Source organism: Curtobacterium sp. PhB190 (genome assembly GCF_004365385.1).
Classification (GTDB): Bacteria; Actinomycetota; Actinomycetes; order Actinomycetales; family Microbacteriaceae; genus Curtobacterium.
Genome location: NZ_SODN01000002.1, coordinates 234,249 through 256,473 on the forward strand (window position 1 = coordinate 234,249; position 22,225 = coordinate 256,473).

Consider the following 22,225-nt stretch of genomic DNA (forward strand, 5'->3'; position numbering starts at 1 on the left):
CTACGCCCGGCGCCGCACCCGCGGGTCGACGAACGCGTAGACCACGTCGACGATCACGTTCGCCGTGACGATCAACAGCGCCGAGAACAACGTGAAGCCCACGACGACCTGCAGGTCGAGGGTGTGCACGGCGTCGATGAGCAGCGCGCCGAGGCCCTGCATCGAGAACACCTTCTCGGTGATGACCGCACCGCCGAGCAGCGACCCGAGGTCGAGTCCGAACAGCGTCACCACCGGCAGGATCGCGGTACGCAGTCCGTGCCGCACGACGACCTGGCGCTCGCGCAGGCCCTTGGCCCGAGCGGTGCGCACGAAGTCCTGCGACATCGACTCGAGCATCTCGCCACGGGTCAGGCGCGCGTAGATCGCGGCGCTGATGAACGCGAGCACGCACCACGGCAGGATCAGGTGGGTGAACCAGCCGACCGGGTCGTCGGTGAACGCGACGTACCCGCTCGTCGGCAGGATGCCGAGCACGAACCCGAACAGCAGGATGCCGAGCAACCCGATCAGGTACGCCGGCGACGAGACCCCGGCGACCGCGACGGTCATCACGGCCCGGTCGACGAACGTGCCGCGACGGAGCGCCGAGACGGCTCCGCCGAACACCCCGGCGACGAGCCACAGCACGGCGGCACCGACGGCGATCGACGCGGTGACGGGCAGGCGGGACAGGATCAGGTCGGTGACGCTCTCGTGCAGCTGGAACGAGTACCCGAAGCACGGTGCGGCGCAGGTGATCACGGACGCGCCGCTGCCGAACGTGCGGCCGGTGAAGATCCCCGCCAGGTAGGCACCGAACTGCGCCAGCCACGGCTTGTCGGTGCCCAGGAACGCCTGCACCTCGCGCAGCCGGTCCGGCGTGCAGGGCTTGTCGCAGATCGCCCGCGCGGGGTTCGTCGGCAGCAGCATGAACAGTGCGTAGGTGATCGCGGCGACGACGAGCAGCACGACGGCTGCACCGAGGACGCGGATCGCGATGAAGCGGAAGGTGCTCATCGGCGTGCTCCTCTCGGGTCGAGGGCGTCACGCAGCGCGTCGCCGAGCACGTTGAACGCGAGGGTGATGAGGAACAGTGCCACTCCGGGGAACACGAGGTACATCGGGTCGGTCTGCACCCAACCGACGGCGTCGCCGATGCTGCGGCCCCACGAGGGCGTCGGCGGGGTCACGCCGACCGCCAGGAACGACAGCGCGGCTTCGGCGCCGATCATCGACGGGATCGAGATCGTCGCGTAGACGGTGATCGTCGCCGCCAGGTTCGGCAGCAGCTGGGTGCGGATGACGTGCCACCGGCCAGCGCCCATCGCCGTGGAGGCGACGACGTAGTTCCGACTGACGAGCGACAGTGTCTGGCCGCGGACCACGCGGGCGACGGACGGCCAGCCGAAGAACCCGATGACGAGCACGACCAGGACGGGCTTCGGGAACGACGTCGGCACGATCGCGGTCAGGGCGATCATGAAGACGAGCGACGGGAAGCCGAAGATCACGTCGACCACGCGGGAGAGCACGCGGTCGTACCAGCCGCCGAAGAAGCCGGTGGTGACGCCGACGAGCACCCCGATGACGATCGACAGGAAGGTCGCGGCGAGCCCGATGCCGAGCGACGTCCGGGCACCGTACGTCACGATCGCGAACAGGTCGCGACCGGTCAGCGGCTCGACGCCGAACCAGTGCTCGGCGCTGATCCCCCCGCCGAAGCCCTTCGGCGCCCCGAACGAGTTGAGCGCGTCGATGTCGTACCCGTAGGGGTCCTGCCCGGTGACGGCACTGATGAGCGGCGCCGCGACGGCGACCACGAGGAACACGACGATGACGACCGCCGAGGTCACGGCCCAGCGGTCCTGCCGGATGCGGCGCACCACGGCGCGGAAGCCGGTGGTGCGTCCGGACGAGGCCACGGGGCGCTCGACGACGTTGGCGGTCACGAGGACACTCCTTCCCAGGCGCGCCAGGCTTCGCGGCGGGCCGCCTGTCGCACGGGATCGGCGACGGGCGCCGCTGCGAGCAGCATGCGCGTGTAGTCCTGCTGCGGGTCGTCGAGCACGGCGTCCGTGGTCCCCCGCTCGACCACGCGACCGTCGTGCAGGACGACGACCTCGTCAGCGAGCTGCCGGACGACCGCGAGGTCGTGGCTGATGAGGAGCATGCCGAACCCGAACTCGTCCTGCAGCTGCGCGAGCAGGTCGAGCACGGCCGCCTGCACGGTCACATCGAGTGCCGAGGTGGGCTCGTCGGCGATGACGAGCGCCGGACGGAGCGCCAAGGCCCGCGCGACGGCGACGCGCTGGCGCTGCCCGCCGGAGAGCTGGTGCGGGAACCGCTCGGCCCACGACGGGTCGAGCTGCACGGCGGTCAGCAGTTCACGGACGCGTTCCGCACGATCGGCCGCCGAGGCCGTCCCGTGCACGAGCAACGGCTCGGCGATGCTCCAGCCGATGGTCTGCCGCGGGTTGAGCGACGACGCCGGATCCTGGAAGACGATGCCGACGCGGCTGCGGAGCTCGCGGAGCCGTCGGCCCCTGGCGGTCCGCAGGTCGCTGCCGTCGACCTCGACCGAGCCCTCGACGACGGGCACCAGCCCCGCCAGCGCGCGGCCGATGGTCGACTTGCCGGACCCGGACTCCCCGACCAGCCCGACGGTCTCGCCGGCCCGCAGGTCCAGGTCGATGCCCGACACGGTCGGTCCGCCGCGGCGCGAGTACCGCACGGCGACGTCGCGCAGCTGCGCGACCAGCGGACGGGAGGATCGGCTCGCCTGCGCCACGTCGGCCCGGGCAGTGGACGGGTCCCCTTCGACATCCGCAGCAGCGTCGGCGGGGCCGCCACGGGCCTCCAGGCTGGGGACGGCGGCGAGGAGCTCGCGCGTGTAGTCGGCGGACGGGTGCGCGAAGACCTCGGCAACGGGGCCGTGCTCGACGGGGTCGCCGCGGCGCATCACCAGGAGCTCGTCCGCGACGTCCGCCACCACACCCATGTCGTGCGTGATGAGCAGGACGGCCAGGGAGCGCTCGCGACCGAGTCGGCGGAGCAGGTCGAGGATCCCGGCCTGCACCGTGACGTCCAGGGCGGTCGTCGGCTCGTCGGCGATCAGCGCGACCGGGTCCCCGGCCAGGGCCATCGCGATCATGGCGCGCTGCAGCTGCCCGCCGGACAGTTCGTGCGGGTAGGCCTTGCGGATGCGCTCGGGGTCGGTGAGGCCTGCGGCACGCAGGAGCTCGTCGACGCGAGCTGACACCGCTGCTCGATCGAGGTCCGTCGGGTGCGCCCGGATCGCCTCGGCGACCTGCGTGCCGATGGACAGGACCGGCGTGAACGAGTTCATCGGTTCCTGGAACACGACGCCGATGCCGGCGCCGCGAACGGCACGGAGCGTGTCGTCGGAGGCGCCGACGAGCTCCTCGCCACGGAACCGGACGCTGCCGGAGACCCGCGCCTCGGGCGGCAGCAGGCCGAGCACGCTCATGGCGCTGACGGACTTGCCGGAGCCGGACTCCCCCACGAGGGCGAGCACACGACCGGGGGTCAGGGTGAAGGAGACGTCACGGACGACGGGCTCCGCGTCGCCGAACGCGACGTGGAGCCCCTCGACCTCGAGCAGCGGCGAACTCACTTCGCGAGCGAGACCTTGAGGTAGTTCGGGTACGCCGGGAAGTCCGCGATCTGGAAGTTCTGCACGTTCGAACCGGCCAGGAACGACTGCTTCGCGTAGGTCAGCGGGACGATCGGCGCGTCGGCCATGATCTTCTTGTCCGCTTCGACCCACAGCTTCTGCGCGTCCTGCTGGTCGACGGTGGCGCTGGCCTTCTTGATCAGCGCGTCGACCTCGGGGTTGCTGTACTTCGAGACGTTGTAGCCGCCGCCACCGATCTGCGACGAGTCGTAGAGCGGCTGGATGTTGGCGTTCGCGCTCGGGAAGTCCGGCTGCCAGCTGAACAGCGCCAGGTCGAAGTCGGTGCCGTCGGTCGTCGCGGTGTAGAACGAGTCCGCGTCGAGCGGCTTCAGCGTGACGGTGATGCCGGCGCGCTTGAGGCCGGACTGCAGCGCCTGCGCCTGGGCGAGGTAGGTCGGGTCGTTCTGGGTCGCCAGGGTCAGCTTGAGGTCGGACACGCCCGCGTCCTTGAGGAGCTGCTTCGCCTTCGCGACGTCACCGTTCGCGCCGGGCTTGTACAGGTCGTAGTCCTCGCGGCCCGCGATGCCCGGGGTGATGAGGGTCGTGGCGTACGAACCGGCGAGCGCGCCGCCCGCAGCGATCCGGTACGACTTCTTGTCGACGGCGTACTGCAGGGCCTGACGGACCTTGAGGTCCTTGAGCGATCCCTTCTGGGTGTTGATCGCCATGTAGTTGATCGGGCCGGCCTTCGACGTGGCGAGGCGGTCCTGGGCGGCGGGGTTGCTCCGCACCTGGTTCAGCTCGGCTGCGCCGAGGTAGCTCGCGCCGAAGGAGTCCTTCGCGTCACCGTTGTCGGCGATCAGCGTCTGCGTGACGGTCGACGGATCCTGGCTCTCCTTGAACACGACCTTCGACGGGCCGGCGGTGCGGACGTCGTCGGTCTTCGCGCTCCACTCCTTGTTCCGGACGAGGGTGATCTGCGAGCCCTGGGTGTTCGACTGCACCTGGTACGGCCCGGACGCGACCGGCTTGTTGTCGTACGCACCCGTGTCCGTGCCGTCGCCGTCGGGAACCGGAGCGAACGCCGGCATCGACACGAGCCACGGCCAGTCGCCGTACGCGGCGTTGAGCTTGAAGACGATGGTCGAGTCGTCAGGCGTCTCGATACTGTCGAGGGTCTTGCCGTCGAACGGGCCCTTGTAGTCCTCGCCACCGACCAGGAGCGACTTGTGGTAGCTCAGGCCACCGGTCAGGGTCGGCGCGAACGAGCGCTCGATGCCCCACTTGATGTCCTTCGTGATGATCGGCGTGCCGTCCTGGAACTTCAGCCCGTCCTTCAGGTGGTACGTCCAGGTCTTGCCGCCGTCGCTCGAGTCGCCGGTGTTCGTAGCCAGGTCCGGCACCACCTTGGCGGCCTTGCCGGGCTCGACGTCCCACGCCGTCAGCCGGCGGAGCACCAGACCCAAGGTGGTGATGTTCAGGTTCTGGCTCGTCGCCGGGTCGAGGTGCACCGCGGTGGCCGTCGTCAGGATGTTGAGCGTGCCGCCCTTGGCCGTGCCGTCACCGTCGTCGGACGAGCTCCCACCCGAGCAGCCGGTCAGGACCAGGGCTGCTGCTGCGGCGACGGCCGCGGTGATCGTCAGGCGGTTCGGGCGTCTCATGACGGTGGTGCTCCTCGTGGGAAGGGTGGTGGCGACCGTGCTGCAGCCGCTGTGGTTGCACGGACCGGGTCGCCGGGCGGCGTCCATCCTGACACCGCGGCGGTCGCCCGTCCGAATCACACGTGCGACAGACGTCGCACGACGAAACAATCCAAGTGCCGCGCGACGTCCGTCTATTCCCGATGGATCTGCACCGAGCCCACCCGAGGGGCGTGGGTCAGCGGTCGAACAGGCCCCCGAGGAAGTCGTTGCCCAGGTTCGAGGCCTGCTCGCCGAGGCCCGACGCCTGCTCACCGAGGCCGCCGAGGAGCTGCTCACCCTCGCCCGCGATCCCCTCGAAGCCGCCGCCGAGGTCGGCCCCGAGGTCGGCAAGTCCGAGGTCGCCGATGCCCGAGGCGATGCCGTCGAAGTCGACGCCGAGGTTCGCTGCCTCGGCCAGCACGGGCCCGGCGGCGGCGCTCAGCACCGCTCCCCCGGCGACCGCGACACCGATGCCGCCGAGCGCCATCGCGCCGGCGCCGACCGCGGCACCGCCGGCGAAGGCACCACCACGCCCGCGGCCGTTGCCGTTGCCGTTGCTCGAGCCGCCGAGGACGCGGCGGATCAGGCCCGGACGGCGGACCTCGCCGCGGGTCATCGCGCGCGCCATGCCGCCCGCCGAGTCGTCGCGCAGGTGCTCGTGCGGCGGGAGTTCGGAGTTCAGGCGGTTGCGCACCTGCTGCCGCTGCGCCGGGGTGAGGCGGGCGAAGGCGTCGTGGTGGACCTGCTCGAGCTGGTCCGGTGACGAGGTGCGGAGCAGGTAGTCGTACTTCGCGAGTGCGACCTTGTCCGAGTCGGCCGGGCCGTGCTGCTGCGGCTGCCCGTACTGCTGCTGGCCGTACTGCTGCTGGGGCGCCTGCCCGTACTGCTGCTGGCCGTACTGCTGCTGCTGCGGCTGGCCGTACTGCTGCTGCGGCCGCTGCTGCTGGCTCCGGTCGTCGCCCGTCAGCCGGTCCGCTGCACCGCGGACGACGTCACGCCAGTCGGTCCCGCCAGCGCGCTGCGCTCCGTTGCCGGGCGCACCGTCCCCCTGCCCACGCTTCTGGAGCTGCTTGTCGATGACCTTCGAGGCCATGCCGAGGATGCGGTTGAAGTTCGCCATCCCCCGACCTTTGTGGATGCACATGTGCGCTCCCAGCGACGAACCGGCGGGTCGCCCGCACATCCGGCAGGAAACCGCTGTGAGCAACGACCGGAATGTCACCGGACAGTTCGTCGTAGGCTTGACCCGGTCGCGCCACCGCCGGAGCGCGATCCGGGCGAAAGCTCGAAGCCCGGGACTGCGACAACAGTTCCGGGCTTCGATTTGCCTTCCGAGTGGAAAGCCAAGGGATGAACCAACCATCCCGAGTCCAACGCTCGGAACCGATGGTAGCCGAGCACGCTCGGCGACGCATCCCTTGGTCGAAGCTCCTCGTGTCAGCCGGCGACGACACCAGGAGGTCACCGATGTCGAACGACACCGATGATCGGTCCAGGCGTCGGGTGCCCTGGCTGGGGATCGCGAGCTTGCTCGTGACCGTGGTCAGGCTCCTGATCGACCTGTCCCGCAGGGACTGAGGACCCGGGTGTCCCGCATCGCGCTCAACGGTGCGGGACACCTGTCGTCACGCGAGCAGCTGTGCCGCTCGCACGACGAAGGCAGCCGACGCCGCCAGCCCGAGGATGACCGCTGCGAGTGAGACTCCGAACCCGGTGATCCGTTGCCCGGTGAGCTGCCCGGCGCGTGCCAGACCGATCGCGCCGAAGACGATCCCCAGGATGCCGGGGATCGCGAACACGTTGACGATGAACCCGAGCAGCGCGAGGACCAGCCCGGCGTACCCGAACGGATTCGCTGCACGGGTCGCCCGGTCCTTGGCGATCCGGGCCTTCCTCCCTCGGAGCGGTTGCTCGGTGACGGCCGCGCGGTACTCCGACGGCGCGGGCGGACGCGGTGCCGGCTCCCACTGTGGCGTGGGGACAGCTGCAGCAGGTTGGGGTGCGAGTGCTCCCCAGCGTGCTCCGTCCCACCACCGTGTGCGGTTCGAATCTTGCGGGTCCGGGTACCACCCGGCGATCGGCAGCGTCACTGTGCTCCCCTCCGTTGCCTCCGAGGAGGCTACGGAACCGGCGTCGTCACGCGCACGCCCCAGTCGTGGTGCCACGCGGCACGCCCCGTCAGGACAGGACGCGCGCCAGGTACGCGTTGCGGAACCGGCCCGTGGGGTCGACGTCGCGGGCGACCGCGGCGAAGTCCGACAGCCGCGGGTACGCCTCGTGCAGGCGCTCGACGCTCACGCCGGACACCTTGCCCCAGTGCGGCCGCGGGTCGAAGGGCGCGAGCGCTTCCTCGATCCGCGTCACCGCGGCCGCCACGGCAGCGGCGTCCCGGCGGAACGTGAAGTGGATGCCGACCGACTGCCGACCGGACGACGGCGCGAGCCAGGCGGTGTCGGGTGCGATCGTGCGGACCTCGGCGGCGATGAGGATCGGCGCGAACACCGACTCGAGCGGACGGAGGGCCGCGAGCGCGGACACTGCCGACGCTGCCGGGATCAAGTACTCGGCCTGGATCTCGGCACCGGTCGACGGCGTGAACGAGGACCGGAAGTGCGGCAGCCGCTCGGCCCACGGCCCGGGGACGCCGCCCTGCTCGGTGACGCCGGCGGGGTCGTTCTCCCCCGGGTGCACGGGGCCGGTGGCGGGCCGCGCTCCGAGGGCGACGAGGTCGACGGTGGGCGAGGGCTCGTCCACGCGGTGCTTCACCCAGACCTGCCGGGCGCCGCGGTCGTCGAACGAGGTGAACATCGACACCGAGTAGGCGTCGGACATGACCTGGTCGAAGTGGGCGGACACCGCGTCCCACGGCAGGTCGAGGTGCACCGTCGTGGCGACCTCGAACGTCGGCTCGATCGCGAGCTCCACCGTGGTGACGACACCGAGCGCACCGATGGCCACCCGGTGGGCGTCGAGGGCCCCGTCCGGCGAGGACGCATCGACGTGCTCGATCGCCCCGGAAGCGCGGACGACGTCGAGCCCGACCACCGCCTGCGCGAGCGACGGGTTGCGGACGCCGGAGCCGTGCGTGCCCGTGGCGACGGCCCCGGCCGTGGAGATGTGCGGCAGGGACGCGAGGTTCCCGAGTGCCCAGCCACGGGCCTCCAGACCGGCCGCGACCTGACTGTGCGTCATGCCGGCGGCCACGCGGACCACACGACGCGACGTGTCGATGTCGAGCACCGGCGGCAGGTCCTGCAACGACACCTGCACGGCGTCGGTGTCGGCGATCGTGTTGAAGGAGTGCCGTGAGCCGAGCGCCGTCAGGCGCGGGGTCGACGCGACCAGTTCCTGCAACGCGGCCACCGACGTCGGACGCGCCAGACCGGACGCCCGGTAGGTGACGTTGCCCGCCCAGTTCGTCCGCGTGCGCTGCTCTGCGATCACGTCGCTCATCGTACGGTCCGCGTCCCTCAGAAGCCGCGGTCGAGACGGTGCCACGTCTGCTGGAGACGCAGCTCGTCGCGGAACCCGCGGGCGGTGGTGTGCTCGTCGATGACCAGGAACTCGGTGCCGACCATGGTCGCCAGGTCCTCGACCACCTGCAGACCGACGGCCGTCGTCATCACGGTGTGGTGGGCGGCGCCGGCGGTGAGCCAGGCCTCGGCGGCGACGGGGAACGACGGGCGCGGCTCCCAGACGGCACGGCCGACGGGGAGCTTCGGCAGGGCCTCGGTCGGCGGCACGACGTCGACGACGTTCGCGGTCAGGCGGAAGCCGTCGCGGGTGTCGGAGAGCGCGACCACCACGGCCTCGCCGGAGTCGGCGGTGAAGACCAGGCGGACCGGGTCGTCCTTGCCGCCGATGCCGAGCGGGTGGATCTCCAGCGTCGGCTTCGTGGTGGTGAGCGTGGGCGAGACCTCGAGCATGTGGGCACCGAGGATCTTCTCAGCACCGGGCGTGAGGTCGTAGGTGTAGTCCTCCATCAGGCTCGCACCACCGGGCAGTCCGGCGCCGGCGACGTTCATCGCACGGACCAGGACGGCCGTCTTCCAGTCGCCCTCGGCGCCGAAGCCGTAGCCGTCCGCCATCAGGCGCTGGACCGCGAGGCCGGGCAGCTGCTTGAGCGTGCCGAGGTCCTCGAAGTTGGTGGTGAAGGCGGCGGAGCCGTTCTGCTGCAGGAGCGTGCGGAGGCCGATCTCGATGGCGGCGCCGTCGCGGAGCGCGGCGTGCCGTGCGCCGCCGTCGCTGCGGAGTGACGGGTCGACGTCGTAGTCGCGCTCGTAGGTCGCCACGAGCGCGTCGATCTCTTGGTCCGACGCGGCGGACACGGCCGCTGCCAGCTCGTTCACCGCCCAGGTGTTCACCTGCACGCCGAGCTCGATCTCCGCCTCGGTCTTGTCGCCCTCGGTGACGGCGACGTAGCGCATGTTGTCGCCGAAGCGGGTGAGCTTCAGCTCACGGACTGCTGCGGCGCCGGCTGCGGCACGGGTCCAGTTCGACACTCGCTGCTGGACGCGAGGATCCGAGACGTGCCCGACGGCGGTGGCGTGCCGGACACCGAGGCGTGCGAGCGCGTAGCCGAACTCACGGTCGCCGTGCGCGGCCTGGTTGAGGTTCATGAAGTCGAAGTCGATGTCCGCCCACGGCAGCGTGACGTTCGCCTGCGTGTGCAGGTGCAGCAGCGGCTTCGTCAGCGCCTGCAGGCCACCGATCCACATCTTCGCGGGGCTGAAGGTGTGCATCCAGGTGGTGACGCCGATGACCTTGTCGTCGGCGCTGGCCTCGATCAGGGCGCGGCGGATGCCGTCGGCGTCCTTCAGGACCGGCTTCCAGACGAGCTTGACCGGCAGCGCGCCGGCCAGTTCGGCGTGCACGGCCTTGCTCTGCTCCTCGACCTGGCGCAGCGTCTCCTCGCCGTACAGCCCCTGGGAGCCGGTGAGGAACCAGACCTCGTAGCCGTCGAGCGTGGCCTGGGGGTCGACGGTGGTCTCCTGCGTCATTGCATGGCTCCTTCGGGGTTCTGTCCGTAGACGTTCTGGTAGCGATCGAAGAGTCGATCGATGTCTGCTTGCGCGATCGGGACCACGTCCCCGCCCTGTTTCGCGATGTGCACGGTGCGGGCGACGTCCTCGCACATCACGGCGGCCTTGACGGCGTCCTTCGCGTCCTTGCCGATGGTGAAGACGCCGTGGTTCTGCATGAGGACCGCGCGGGATCGGTGGCCGGTCAGCGTCTCGACGATGCCGTGGCCGATGGAGTCGTCACCGATGATCGCGAACGGCCCGACCGGGATCGGCCCGCCGAACTCGTCCGCCATCGCGGTGATCACGCACGGGATGGGTTCCGCTCGTGCGGCCCACGCCGTCGCGTACGTCGAGTGGGTGTGCACGACACCGCCGACCTCGGGCATGTTCCGGTACACGTGGGCGTGCGCGGCGGTGTCGGAGCTCGGTCCGTGCGCGTTGCCCCAACCGTCGGCCGGCTCGCCGTCGAGGGTGCAGACGACCTGGTTCTCCGGGGTCAGGTCGTCGCTCGAGACGCCGCTCGGCTTGATGACGAACAGGTCGGTGCCGGGCACACGCTCGGAGACGTTGCCGCCGGTCCAGATCACCAGACCGTAGCGGACGAGTTCACCGTGCAGGCGGGCGACGCGTTCCCGGGTGGTCGCCACTGCCTGGCGCGTGGTCGGGTCGGTCGCGTCGGCGTGCTGGGTCGCGTTCTGCTGGGTCGCGTCGGTCATCGGGTCGCTTCCTGCTCTGCCGGGAGGCGCGGGTCGGCGCCGTCGGTCTGCTCGGTCGGGCGCGTGGTCGCGCTGGGGCGGGTCGCCGCCGCCGCCACGTCCTGCACGGGCAGTGCGGCCCGGTAGCGGCCCAGGTAGGTCTGGAAGCCGTCGACGTCGGCCGGCTCGGGCTCGGCCACGTGCACGGCGTCCCCGCCGAACACGGTGTCCGACAGGAAGTCGGCGAGCTGCTGGTCGGTGTGCTCGAGGTAGGCGGCCAGGACGGCGATGCCCCACGCCCCGCCCTCGCCCGCGGTCTCCTCGAGGGCGATCGGCACCCGCAGTGCCGCGGCGAGCAGTCGCTGCGGGGCACCCGGCGTGCGGAAGAGCCCGCCGTGCGCGGTCATCCGGTCGACCTGCACCTGCTCGCCGTGCAGCACGTCCATGCCGATCGCCAGGGTGGCGAACGCGCCGTGCACCTCGGAGCGGACCAGGTTGCCCAGGGTGAAGCGGGCGTCGGGGGTGCGGAGCAGCAGGGGCCGGCCGTCCTCGACGTGGGTGACCGGTTCACCGGCCAGGTAGTTGAACGAGAGCAGGCCGCCGGCGTCGGGGTCGGTGCTGTCCGCGATCGATTCGGTGAGCAGTGTCGCGTAGACGGTGTCGACGTCGAGGGGCTGCCCGGCCGCTTCGGCGAACCGTCCGAAGACCTTCGCCCAGCTCGCGATCTCGCTCGCGCCGTTGTTGCAGTGCACCATCGCCACGGCGTCGCCCGCCGGGGTGGTCACGACGTCGAGTTCCTCGTGCGGGGTGCTGAGCGGGTGCTCGAGGACCACCATCGCGAAGATGCTCGTGCCGACGCTGACGTTGCCGGTGCGGGGTGCGACGGCGTTCGTCGCGACCATGCCGGTGCCGGCGTCGCCCTCGGGCGGGCAGAGCGGCGCGCCGGGTTCGAGCGTGCCGGTGGGGTCGAGCCACGCGGCGCCCTCGGGGGTCAGCTCACCGGCTTCGGCACCGGCGACGAGGACCTCGGGCAGCAGGGACCGCAGGTCCGGCACACCGATCAGGTCCTGCGCGGTGGCGAGCATCGCATGGTCGAAGTCCTTCGCGCCCGGGTCTCCAGGGCCGCTGTCGACGGGGCCGCCCTCGATCGGGAACACGCCGGACGCATCCCCGACGCCGAGCACGTTCCGTCCGGTGAGTCGTCGGTGCACGTAGCCCGCGAGCGTCGTGATGCCCGCGACCTCGGCCACGTGCGGCTCCTCGTCGAGGACCGCCTGGTACAGGTGTGCGATCGACCAGCGGAGCGGCACGTTGAAGGCCAGTGCCTCGCTGAGCTGTTCGGCTGCGGGCCCGGTCGAGGTGTTCCGCCAGGTCCGGAACGGCACGAGCAGGTCGCCCGCGGCGTCGAACGCCAGGTAGCCGTGCATCATCGCGCTCACGCCGACCGCGCGGAAGGTGGTCGGACGCACGCCGAACTGCGCTTCGACGTCGGCGACGAGCGCGGCGTACGCGGCCCGGAGGCCGGTCTCGACGGCGTCGAGCGAGTAGGTCCAGCGGCCGTCGACGAACTCGTTCTCCCACTCGTGGGAGCCGGCGGCGATGGGGACGAGGTCCTCGTCCACCAGGCATGCCTTGATGCGGGTGGAGCCGAGCTCGATCCCGAGTGTCGTGCGGCCGTTCGCGACCTGCTGGGTGGGGTCGTCGCCCATGCGTTCCTCCAGAACTCCGTCGTCCTCCGTGAGCGCTCACATCCTGGCACGTGAGCGCTCACTCTCGCAACGTCCGGGCGCGCCGCCCGCTCGCCTGCCCCACCAGTCGAGACACCCCGCTCACGTCCGCCGAGGTTCCACAACTCGCCGCCCGCGCAGCGCCCAGGTTCCACGACCGCCTCGGATCCCCGCCCAGATGCCGAAATCTCGGAACCCCGGGCGCCGAGCGGCAATCCCGGGCAACGGCCTTCGGCGCGTCCCGACGGACCCCGACGCGGCGACGACTCGCCCGACCCTTCCCCGCCGAGGTTCCACGACTCGCCGCCGCCGGTGCGCCGAGGTCCCACGAACGGCTCGGAGTCCCGCCCAGATGCCGAGATTTCGGAACCTCGGCGACGGGCGCGACGGGCGGACGGGCGCGCGGGCTACGCGCCGGCGGTGCTCTCGCGGATGACGAGGGACGGGGTGACCGTCGCCGAGGCGGCCGCACCGCCGTCGATCAGGCCGAGCAACGCCTGCCCGGCCACGCGCCCGAGCTCCTCGAGCCGCAGGTCCACCGTCGTCAGTGGCGGCCTCGAGGCGAGCGCCATCACGTCCCAGTCGTCGTACCCGGTGACGGCGACGTCCTCGGGGACCGAGCGTCCGAGCTCCCGAAGCCGATCGCACACGCCGCGGGCGATCTGGTCGCTGCCGCACACGATCGCGTCGACCTCGGGCGACTGCCGCGCGAGCACGTCGACGGCCTGGCGCCCCCACCGCTCCGACCACTCGCCGAACAGCGGCGGCGTGACCAGTCGCGACCCGAGCACGGAGGCCGCGCCCGCCACCCGACGTTCGGCGGAACGGTGCCGTGCGGGCCCGGTGACGACGGCGACCCGCTGCCGCCCGAGCGTCAGCACGTGCGAGGCGACGAGCGCGGACCCGGCGGAGTCGTCGAGGGTGATCGACACGTCGTCGGCCGAGGTCGACGGCGTGAACGCGTACACGACCGGGATCGCCACGTCGATCGGCGGTCGCGGGTCGGCGGACCGTCCGGTCACGATGATGCCGTCGACTCCGCGGGCTGCAAGCGAGCGGAGGTAGTGGGCCTCGCGGACGTGGTCGTCGCGGGTGTCGCAGAGCAGGACCGCCATCTGTCCGGCGGACAGGGCGTCCTCGGCACCGAGGAGCACCGGGATCGAGAACCGACCGAAGGAGTCGGTGGTGATCATGCCGACCGTGTAGGTCCGGCCGGAGGACAGCGCACGGGCCCGGGCGTCGCCCACGAACCCGAGCTTCTCGGCGGCGTCCTTGACCCGTGCCCGGGTGGAGTCGCGGAGCTGTCCGGTGCCGTTGAGCGCCTTCGACGCCGTGCCGATCGACACCCCGGCGAGCGCGGCGACGTCGGTGATCCGGACAGGCTGCGTGCTGCGGTCGGCACCGGTGCGCTCGAGGGTCACGGCAAGTTCCTTTCCGGATCGCGGGACGTGACGATGAGCATACGCAGAAAACCCACCAGCCCCCTTGCGCGGCGAAGACCAGTGTCGTAACGTCCACCGCAGAAACCGTTTTCCGAAACGCTGCACGAACGGCGGCACCGGGACGGTCCCAGTCACATCGCAAGGAGGCGACATGACCACCACGCTCGCGACCGACAGCCGTGCGCACACCGCGACCCCGGTCCTCCCGACCGCCGACGCGCACCTCACGCTCCGGCCCCTGCCGACGGGCGACGCCCGGATCACCGGCGGCTTCTGGGCACTCCGGCAGGAGCGCAACGGCCGTGACGCGGTCCGCGGCGGGTACGCCTTGCTCGAGACCGCCGGCAACTTCCGGAACCTGCGCATCGCCGCGGGGCTCGAGGAGGGCGAGGCCACCGGCCCGATCTTCATGGACTCGGACGTGACGAAGTGGCTCGAGGCGGTGGCGTGGGAGTACGGCCGCGCCCCGTCCGAGGACCTGCTCGAACTGCAGCGCGAGGTCACCGCCCTGTACGCCCAGGCGCAGGCCGACGACGGCTACCTCGACTCCGTGCAGCAGATCCGGGGGAAGGGCGAGCGGTACACGGACCTCAAGTGGAGCCACGAGATGTACTGCGCCGGCCACCTCTACCAGGCGGCCGTGGCACAGCACCGTGCGACGGGCGACACCGGCCTGCTCGAGGTCGCGATCAAGAACGCCGACCACCTGGTCCGCACGTTCGGCGACGGGACCGCACCGGACGGCACGCCGAAGACCCGCGACGTCGACGGCCACCCCGTCGTCGAGATGGGCCTCGTCGAGCTGTACCGCGAGACCGGCAACCGTGAGTACCTCGACTTGGCGCACTGGTTCGTCGACGCCCGCGGCACGGGAATCATCGAGCGTGCCGGCGGCGAGCCGACGTACTTCTCCGACCGGGTGCCGAGTCGGCAGGCCACGACCGTCGAGGGCCACGCCGTCCGCGCCGTGTACCTGGCAGCCGGCGCCGTCGACGTCGCGATCGAGACCGGCGACACCGAGCTGCTGGCCGCGAGCGAGGGACAGTTCGCGGACATGATGGCGACGAAGGCGTTCATCACCGGCGGCCTCGGGGCGCGCTGGGACTGGGAGGCGTTCGGCGACCCCTACGAGCTGCCGACCGACCGTGGCTACGCCGAGACCTGCGCGGCCATCGGCGGTGTGCAGTGGGCGTGGCGCCTGCTGCTCGCCACCGGCAAGCCGGTCTACGCCGACGCGATCGAGCGCCTGCTGTACAACGCGTTCCTGGCCGGCGTGAGCCTGGCGGGCACCGAGTACTTCTACGTGAACCCCCTGCAGCAGCGGGACCACGCGCACCAGGACGAGAACCGCTCCCCCGCTCACGGGCGCCGAGGCTGGTTCGACTGCGCCTGCTGCCCGCCGAACATCATGCGCACGTTCGCGAGCCTGGACGGCTACCTGGCGACCGCGACCGACGGCGGCCTGCAGATCCACCAGTACGCAACGGCGGACCTCGGGCCGGTGTCGGTCGAGACCGGCTACCCGCACGACGGCCGCGTGGTCGTCACGGTCACCGAGGACGGCCCGCTCGCCCTCGGTCTGCGGATCCCGGTCTGGTCGGACACGACGACGGTGCAGGGACCGGACGGTACGGCCCACCCGGAGCCGGGCACGCTGCACGTCGTCGACCGGCACTGGACCGCCGGGGACACGGTCGAGCTCGTCTTCGACACGACGCCGCACCGGTACGTGGCCGACACCCGCATCGACGCCGCCCGCGGTCAGGTCGCCATCGAGCGCGGCCCCCTCGTGTACGCGGTGGAGCAGGCGGACCAGCAGGGCTTCACGGTCGACGACCTGACGGTCGACGCGGTCGCACCGATCACCGAGGAACGTCGCGACGACCTGCTCGACGGCATCGTCACGCTGCGCGTGCCCGGACACGCCCCGGCCGGACACGAGCAGGCATCGTGGCCGTACCAGCGGCTGGACGGGCCGGGAGGCGCGACGAACGCTCTCGACGCGACCAACGTCGGCGACGTGGCCGGTTCCGAGAACGCCACCACGGGCCTCCCGGCCGTCACCGCGACCGCGGTTCCCTACTACGCCTGGGCGAACCGGGGCGCAGCGCCGATGCGCGTGTGGCTCCCGCTGGCGCGGTGATCTGATGGACCGCAGAGCGTTCCTGGTCGGCGGTGTCGCCGGCGGCGCAGCACTCGCCCTGGCAGGGTGCTCCGGCACCCTGCCGAAGGTCGACGCGAAGGTGGCGAGCTTCGGGAAGGACGCGACCGGCACCGTGCACGTCTGGTGCCGGTCCGCGACCCAGGCAGGGCTGACCTCGGCCGTGGCCGGGTTCAACAAGGCGAACCCGAAGCTGCAGGTCGAGCTGACCCCGGTGCCGGACGGTCAGTACGTGACGAAGCTCGCGACGGCCATCCGCGGTGGTGAGCCGCCGGACGTCGTGGACATCGACGACATCAACTCGCAGCTGTTCATCTTCCGCGAGGCGTTCGCCGACCTGACCGACGTCGTCAAGGGCCTCGACTACTTCGACGCGATCTCGCCGGGCCACCTGCGGCTGCTCGAGTACCGCGACCGGTACTACGGGCTGCCCTACCTGGCGGACAACTCGCAGCTGTTCGTCAACACCGAGCTGTTCGACCGGGCGGGGCTCGACGTCGAGGACTCCACGAAGGACCTCTCCACGCTGCTCGACGCGGCGAAGGCCATCCGGAAGCTCGACGACGACGTCTACGGGTGGTCGATCTCCGGCAACGCCGCCGGCATCATCGGCTTCGTCACCCAGCCGCACGTCTGGGCAACGGGTGTCGACATGATGTCCGGCGAGGTCGGCTCCCAGACGGCGAACATCACCGGCAACGACGCGCTGGAACGGATGCTCGAGTTCTACCGGCAGCTCTGGAAGGACGGCTCGCTGTCGAAGGCGACGTACTCGGACGCCGGCACCACGTGGGGCGCGGACTTCCGGGCCGGCAAGGTCGGGATCTTCCCGACCTCGTACGGCGCCACCGTGCCCGCGGCCACCAAGGCGATGCGGGCGAAGATGCAGACGGTGCTCATCCCGTCGTGGGACGGCCAGCGGTCGTTCTTCGACGGCGGCGACAACATGTGCATCCCGAACGGGGCGGCGAACCCGTCCGGCGGCTGGGCGTTCATGCAGTACGCGAACGGCCTGCAGCAACAGCAGGCCCTGCCCGACGGCGGGTACTTCCCCACCCGCTCGGACGCCGCGACGCCCGAGTACCGGAAGCGGTTCCCGTTGGCGTTCGGCCCGCTCGACGCCATCGACAAGGGCTACGCGCCGCAGACCCTGGCGTACAACCTGCTCAACAACCAGCCGTCGTCACCGTACTTCGCGATGTTCCGCGAGGCCGTGTTCGGCTCGGGCACCGCTGCCGCGATGAAGACGGCGCAGGCGGACTACACCCGCATCCTCGACCAGGTCCAGGCCTGACCGTCGCCCGCTCGCCTGTTCGCTCGTTCGTTCGCTCGTTCGCTCGCTCGCTCGTTGCACAGAGAGGTGCAGACATGACCACCATCTCCAACCGACGGACCGGCGCCGGCCGCCCCACCGTCGGCCGCGGCGCCGGCCGCCCGGGCCGCTCGGGCCGCCCGGGTCCGTCCCGCGGGTCGCTCACGCACCCGCCGCGCGCCGGCGCCGTGCTCGTCACCCCGGCGATCGTCTTCGTCGCGGTGTTCGTCCTCGCGCCGCTCGTGTTCGCGCTCTACATCTCGTTCACGAACTGGCCCCTGATCGGTCCGTACCGGTTCATCGGGCTGCAGAACTACCTGACGCTGTTCCAGGACCCGACGTTCGTGCACGCCATCGGGTACACGCTGCTGTACACCGCGATCGTGACGGTGCCGATCCTGGTGCTCGGCTACTTCCTGGCGGTGCTCATCCGGGCACGGCGACGGGGCAGCACCCTGCTGCGGACGGTGTTCTTCCTGCCGTACGTCGTCGGCCTGACCACGCTGTCGTTCATGCTCGTGCTCGAGGCGCAGCCGAACTCCGGAGCCGTCAACATGGTGCTCCGCTGGCTCGGCATCACCGACGGCAGCACCGCTTGGCTCGTCAACGGCCCCCTCGCCACGCTGCTCATCTGCGTGCTCGTGGTCTGGGCGGTGTCCGGCCTGACGATGGTGCTGCTGATGTCGGCCATGCAGGGCATCCCCGACGAGGTGTACGAGTCGGCGCAGCTCGAGGGCGCGTCCTGGTGGCAGACCGAACGGCTCATCACCCTGCCGATGATCCGGTCGACCATCGCCCTCAGCGCCATCATCTCGGTGATCGGCTCGCTGCTCGCGTTCAACCAGTTCTACATCCTGACCCAGGGCGGGCCGGGGACCGAGACCACGACGATCGTCAACGCGATCTACAACCGTGGCTTCGTCAACCTGCAGCTCGGCGCCGCGACCGCCGAGTCGATCGCCCTGGTCGTCGTCATCGCCGCCGTCACGGTGTTCCAGTTCTGGGCACTGCGAGAGAAGGACTGAGCCATGAGCACCACGACCTCCCGTGCCGGACTCGCAGCGCCGGACCTGTCCACCCGCACGCTGACCACCACCGGCGACGGACGCGGCCGGCGCCACCACCAGGGCAGCGTCCGGCACCCCCGCGACACCGCCGTCAAACGCACCCTGTACGTGATCGCCGGCGTCGGGTCGGTGCTCGTCTTCGGTGTCCCGCTGCTGTGGTCGGTCCTGCGGGCGTTCCAGTCCGAGGCCGTCATCACGCAGGCCGCCGACCCCGCGACCTTCTTCCAGCTCGGCTGGCAGAACTTCGCGGCCGTCTTCAGCTCGTCGTCACACCTGCTGACCGGCGTGTTCAACTCGTTGATCGTGTCGATCGCCACCGCGGTGCTGACCGCGGTGATCGCCACGATGGCCGGGTACGGGTTCGCCCGCTTCCGGTTCCGGGGGTCGGGCATCGTGTTCGGTCTGGTGCTGCTGACGATGATGGTGCCGTTCCAGGCGATCCTCACCCCGCTGTACCTCGAGATGAACGCCATGAAACTCACGAACTCGCTGCTCGGGCTCGTGCTGTTCTACACGACGGTGAACCTGCCGTTCGGGGTGTTCGTGATGCGGAACGCGTTCGAGTCGATCCCGACCGAGCTCGAGGACTCGGCGTTCGTCGACGGTGCCTCACGCTTCCGGGTCGTCGTGTCGGTGCTCCGCCCGCTCCTGCTGCCCGGTGCGGCCACCGCTGCGCTGTACGCGTTCCTGGCGTCGTGGACGGAGTTCCTCGGAGCGCTGACGTTCCTGACGAAGGACTCGCTCTACACGCTGCCGGTGGCGCTGCTCAACCTGCAGACCGGGGCGTACGGGCAGGTGTCGTACGGCAACCTCGTCGCCGGGTCGGTGGTGGCGATGATCCCGTGCATCGCGCTCTACGTCGGGCTGCAGCGGTTCTACGTCGCAGGCCTGTCGTCCGGCGCGCTGAAGGGCTGACGGTCGGGTCAGCCCGGCCGGTGCGAGGTTGACACGGCCCCGCACCGTGCGAGGGCCCGCTCCGGTGCGAGGTTCCGTACTCCGTGCCAGGCCCGGTGGCTCGCACGGAGCACGGAACCTCGCACCGTTCGACACCACCCCTCGCACCGTGCGAGGTCCGCCGAGCTAGGCGCTGCGGCGCACCACGAGCTCGGGCGCCAGCAACGTCTCGTCGCGCGGCTCGCCCTCGACCAGGGCCCGCACGGTGTCGAGCACCCGCTCCCCCATCGCCCGGAAGTCCTGCCGCACGGTGGTCAGCGGCGGCGTGAAGTGCGCGGCCTCGGGCACGTCGTCGAACCCGACCACCGCGATGTCGTCGGGCACGCGCAGGCCCTCGTCGGCGAAGGCGTGGAGCACCCCGAGCGCCATCTGGTCGTTGCCGGCGAACACCGCGTCGACGGCCGTCACGTCGATGTGCCGCGCGGCCGCGAACCCGCTCCCCGGGGTCCAGTCGCCGTCGAGCACGACGGGCTCGAGGCCGGCGTCCTGCATGATCCGGACGTACGTGGCGCGACGCACCTCGGACTCCTGCGAGACGGGCGGGCCGGCGATGTGCACGATCCGCCGGTACCCGCGCCCGAACAGGTGTTCCATCACGAGCGACGTCCCGGCGGCCTGGTCGATCGCGACCGCGGCGACGGTCGACGCCGCCGGGGTCCGCACGGCGTCGCGCTGCACGGCGTTGGACACGACGACCGGCACGGTGACCGGCACGGTGAGCGACCCGAGGGCGTCGAGCACCCGGTTGTCCGCGGCGACGAGCACGATCGCGGCGACGTCCTGCGCGAGCAGCGTCGTGAGTGCACCGGACAGGTCGGACGGCGTCGGTTCCTCGGGCAGGGTGGAGAGCAGCACGTGGTACCCGGCCGACCGGGCCGCGCGTTCGAAGCCGATCGCGGTGCTCGACGGGCCGTACAGCGCGTCGCCGGCGGTGATGATGCCGAGCGCGCGGCTCCGCCCCCCGGCGAGTGCGCGGGCGGCGGCGCGGGGCCGGTAGCCGAGGTCGTGGACGGCGTCGGTGACCTGCGTGCGGAAGGCGTCGCGGACCGTCGGGTCGCCGTTGATCACGCGCGAGACGGTCTGGTGGGAGACGCCCGCACGCTCGGCGACGTCGAAGATCGTCGGAGCCTTCCGGCGTTTGCCGCCCGTGCCCCCTGGGGCGGTCGTGGTCGTCACGAGGCCAACCGTACCGCGCAGTCCGGCCCGCGCGGCAAGATCGCGAAACGGTCAGGTCGAGTTGACACCCCGTTACGAAAGCCCCAGTATGTGAGCGCTCACACGAGCACATCCCTCGGGGCACAGCAGCCCCGGCACCTGAGCGCGTCGAGGACGACGCGAGAGGAACAGAGGTACTTCGATGACGAAGCGCAGGATCATCGCGGGCGTAGCAGCCCTCGGCATCGCGATCGCACTCGCCGGCTGCTCGGCCGGTGGCCGCGCGTCCACCGACGGCGGCGGCAGCAGCAGCGACAACAAGGGCGCCCTCGTCGGCGTCGCCATGCCGACCAAGGTCTCGGAACGCTGGATCAAGGACGGCGACGCCGTCAAGAGCGACCTCGAGAAGGCCGGTTACAAGGTCGACCTCGAGTACGGCGACAACAAGGTCCAGCAGCAGGCCCAGCAGGTCAGCAACATGATCACGAAGGGCGCGAAGGTCCTCATCATCGCGTCGATCGACGGCGGAGCCCTCTCCGACCAGCTCGACGCCGCCGCCAAGGCCGGCATCAAGGTGATCTCCTACGACCGCCTGCTGACGGGCAACAAGAACGTCGACTACTACGTGTCGTTCGACAACGAGAAGGTCGGCGTCGACCAGGCGACGAGCCTGCTCACCGGCCTCGGCGTCCTCGACGACAAGGGCGAGAAGACCGGCGAGAAGGGCCCGTTCAACATCGAGGTCTTCGCCGGCTCGCTCGACGACAACAACGCCAGCTTCTTCTTCAACGGCGCCATGAAGACCCTCAAGCCGTACCTCGAGGACGGCACGCTGAAGATCCAGTCCGGTCAGGACCAGCTCTCGCAGGCCGCCACGCAGCAGTGGGACCCGGCGACCGCCAAGGCCCGCATGCAGAACCTCGTCGCGAAGTCGTACTCGGGCGGCACCACGCTCGACGGCGTGCTCTCGCCGTACGACGGCATCTCGATCGGAATCATCTCGGCACTGCAGGGTGCCGGCTACGGCACCAGCGACCGTCCGCTGCCGATCGTGACGGGCCAAGACGCCGAGGCGGCCTCGGTCAAGTCGATCATCGCCGGTCAGCAGTACTCGACCATCTACAAGGACACCCGCAAGCTCGCCAAGCAGTCGGTCACCATGGCCGAGGACCTGCTCACCGGTGACAAGCCCGAGGTCAACGACACGAAGAGCTACGACAACAAGGTCAAGGTCGTCCCGACCTTCCTGTTCCAGCCGACGGTCGTCACCAAGGACAACTACAAGGAAGTCCTCGTCGACTCGGGTTACTACACCGAAGCCGACCTGAAGTAGTCGCAACCCACCTGTCGGACAGGAGGCACGGGTCGACCCCGCCCCGTGCCTCCCGTC

General features: G+C 70.8%; 17 protein-coding genes. 5 read left to right on the forward strand and 12 right to left on the reverse strand.

What is annotated here, in order from left to right:
* From EDF47_RS03875 to EDF47_RS03925, 11 genes are all read right to left on the reverse strand, one after another.
* Positions 1-999, reverse strand: coding sequence for an ABC transporter permease (locus EDF47_RS03875; protein WP_123672464.1), 999 nt, complete (start codon positions 997-999; stop codon positions 1-3).
* On the reverse strand, positions 996-1,931 hold the full coding sequence (locus EDF47_RS03880) for an ABC transporter permease (protein WP_123291939.1): 936 nt from the start codon (positions 1,929-1,931) through the stop codon (positions 996-998). The genes EDF47_RS03875 and EDF47_RS03880 overlap by 4 nt, the downstream gene beginning before the upstream one ends.
* Positions 1,928-3,616 carry an ABC transporter ATP-binding protein gene (locus EDF47_RS03885; RefSeq protein WP_131879518.1) on the reverse strand — a complete coding sequence of 563 codons (1,689 nt, stop codon included), beginning with the start codon at positions 3,614-3,616 and terminating at the stop codon, positions 1,928-1,930. The genes EDF47_RS03880 and EDF47_RS03885 overlap by 4 nt, the downstream gene beginning before the upstream one ends.
* Positions 3,613-5,277 carry an ABC transporter substrate-binding protein gene (locus EDF47_RS03890; protein ID WP_165932361.1) on the reverse strand — a complete coding sequence of 555 codons (1,665 nt, stop codon included), beginning with the start codon at positions 5,275-5,277 and terminating at the stop codon, positions 3,613-3,615. Before EDF47_RS03890 ends, EDF47_RS03885 begins: the two co-directional genes overlap by 4 nt.
* Positions 5,278-5,494: 217 nt before the next feature.
* Positions 5,495-6,418: a cation-transporting ATPase gene (locus tag EDF47_RS03895; protein WP_131879522.1), complete on the reverse strand. Its 924-nt coding sequence runs from the start codon at positions 6,416-6,418 to the stop codon at positions 5,495-5,497.
* 505 nt (positions 6,419-6,923) lie between these two features.
* Positions 6,924-7,388 carry a DUF2510 domain-containing protein gene (locus tag EDF47_RS03900; RefSeq protein WP_131879525.1) on the reverse strand — a complete coding sequence of 155 codons (465 nt, stop codon included), beginning with the start codon at positions 7,386-7,388 and terminating at the stop codon, positions 6,924-6,926.
* Between the two features lie 88 nt (positions 7,389-7,476).
* Positions 7,477-8,742: a D-arabinono-1,4-lactone oxidase gene (locus tag EDF47_RS03905; protein WP_279432382.1), complete on the reverse strand. Its 1,266-nt coding sequence runs from the start codon at positions 8,740-8,742 to the stop codon at positions 7,477-7,479.
* A gap of 26 nt (positions 8,743-8,768) precedes the next feature.
* Positions 8,769-10,298 carry an L-arabinose isomerase gene (araA, locus tag EDF47_RS03910; RefSeq protein WP_131879529.1) on the reverse strand — a complete coding sequence of 510 codons (1,530 nt, stop codon included), beginning with the start codon at positions 10,296-10,298 and terminating at the stop codon, positions 8,769-8,771.
* On the reverse strand, positions 10,295-11,038 hold the full coding sequence (locus EDF47_RS03915) for an L-ribulose-5-phosphate 4-epimerase (protein ID WP_243698074.1): 744 nt from the start codon (positions 11,036-11,038) through the stop codon (positions 10,295-10,297). Before EDF47_RS03915 ends, araA begins: the two co-directional genes overlap by 4 nt.
* Positions 11,035-12,726, reverse strand: coding sequence for an FGGY-family carbohydrate kinase (locus tag EDF47_RS03920; RefSeq protein ID WP_131879531.1), 1,692 nt, complete (start codon positions 12,724-12,726; stop codon positions 11,035-11,037). Before EDF47_RS03920 ends, EDF47_RS03915 begins: the two co-directional genes overlap by 4 nt.
* Before the next feature lie 425 nt (positions 12,727-13,151).
* The gene (locus EDF47_RS03925; RefSeq protein WP_131879533.1) at positions 13,152-14,165 is read right to left on the reverse strand and encodes a LacI family DNA-binding transcriptional regulator; all 1,014 of its coding nucleotides are present in this window, start codon (positions 14,163-14,165) and stop codon (positions 13,152-13,154) included.
* Between the two features lie 172 nt (positions 14,166-14,337).
* Between EDF47_RS03925 and EDF47_RS03930 the strand changes: the two genes are divergently transcribed.
* From EDF47_RS03930 to EDF47_RS03945, 4 genes are all read left to right on the forward strand, one after another.
* On the forward strand, positions 14,338-16,329 hold the full coding sequence (locus EDF47_RS03930; RefSeq protein WP_131879535.1) for a beta-L-arabinofuranosidase domain-containing protein: 1,992 nt from the start codon (positions 14,338-14,340) through the stop codon (positions 16,327-16,329).
* Positions 16,330-16,333: 4 nt separating this feature from the next.
* Entirely contained in the window at positions 16,334-17,641 is a 1,308-nt protein-coding gene (locus EDF47_RS03935; protein WP_131879536.1) for a sugar ABC transporter substrate-binding protein, read from the forward strand.
* A 74-nt stretch (positions 17,642-17,715) separates the two neighbouring features.
* Positions 17,716-18,684, forward strand: a complete 969-nt coding sequence (locus tag EDF47_RS03940; RefSeq protein WP_123672474.1) for a sugar ABC transporter permease — start codon at positions 17,716-17,718, stop codon at positions 18,682-18,684.
* Between the two features lie 3 nt (positions 18,685-18,687).
* A complete protein-coding gene (locus EDF47_RS03945; RefSeq protein WP_131879538.1) occupies positions 18,688-19,641 on the forward strand; it encodes a carbohydrate ABC transporter permease in 954 nt (317 codons plus the stop codon).
* A gap of 165 nt (positions 19,642-19,806) precedes the next feature.
* Here EDF47_RS03945 and EDF47_RS03950 read toward each other — a convergent pair whose 3' ends face one another.
* Positions 19,807-20,856 (reverse strand): substrate-binding domain-containing protein, encoded by a 1,050-nt coding sequence (locus tag EDF47_RS03950; RefSeq protein ID WP_131879540.1) that lies wholly within the window; start codon positions 20,854-20,856, stop codon positions 19,807-19,809.
* Positions 20,857-21,037: 181 nt separating this feature from the next.
* Between EDF47_RS03950 and chvE the strand changes: the two genes are divergently transcribed.
* Positions 21,038-22,168: a multiple monosaccharide ABC transporter substrate-binding protein gene (gene chvE / locus EDF47_RS03955; protein ID WP_123672475.1), complete on the forward strand. Its 1,131-nt coding sequence runs from the start codon at positions 21,038-21,040 to the stop codon at positions 22,166-22,168.
* The last annotated feature ends 57 nt before the right edge of the window (positions 22,169-22,225 follow it).

Excerpts from the sequence above, each read along its gene's own strand:
- EDF47_RS03890 (WP_165932361.1), bottom strand. The coding sequence starts at position 5,277 with ATGAGACGCCCGAACCGCCTGACGATCACCGCGGCCGTCGCCGCAGCA.
- EDF47_RS03915 (WP_243698074.1), bottom strand. The coding sequence starts at position 11,038 with ATGACCGACGCGACCCAGCAGAACGCGACCCAGCACGCCGACGCGACC.
- EDF47_RS03895 (WP_131879522.1), bottom strand. The coding sequence starts at position 6,418 with ATGGCGAACTTCAACCGCATCCTCGGCATGGCCTCGAAGGTCATCGAC.
- EDF47_RS03935 (WP_131879536.1), top strand. The coding sequence starts at position 16,334 with ATGGACCGCAGAGCGTTCCTGGTCGGCGGTGTCGCCGGCGGCGCAGCA.
- chvE (WP_123672475.1), top strand. The coding sequence starts at position 21,038 with ATGACGAAGCGCAGGATCATCGCGGGCGTAGCAGCCCTCGGCATCGCG.
- EDF47_RS03945 (WP_131879538.1), top strand. The coding sequence starts at position 18,688 with ATGAGCACCACGACCTCCCGTGCCGGACTCGCAGCGCCGGACCTGTCC.
- EDF47_RS03875 (WP_123672464.1), bottom strand. The coding sequence starts at position 999 with ATGAGCACCTTCCGCTTCATCGCGATCCGCGTCCTCGGTGCAGCCGTC.
- EDF47_RS03930 (WP_131879535.1), top strand. The coding sequence starts at position 14,338 with ATGACCACCACGCTCGCGACCGACAGCCGTGCGCACACCGCGACCCCG.
- araA (WP_131879529.1), bottom strand. The coding sequence starts at position 10,298 with ATGACGCAGGAGACCACCGTCGACCCCCAGGCCACGCTCGACGGCTAC.
- EDF47_RS03940 (WP_123672474.1), top strand. The coding sequence starts at position 17,716 with ATGACCACCATCTCCAACCGACGGACCGGCGCCGGCCGCCCCACCGTC.
- EDF47_RS03920 (WP_131879531.1), bottom strand. The coding sequence starts at position 12,726 with ATGGGCGACGACCCCACCCAGCAGGTCGCGAACGGCCGCACGACACTC.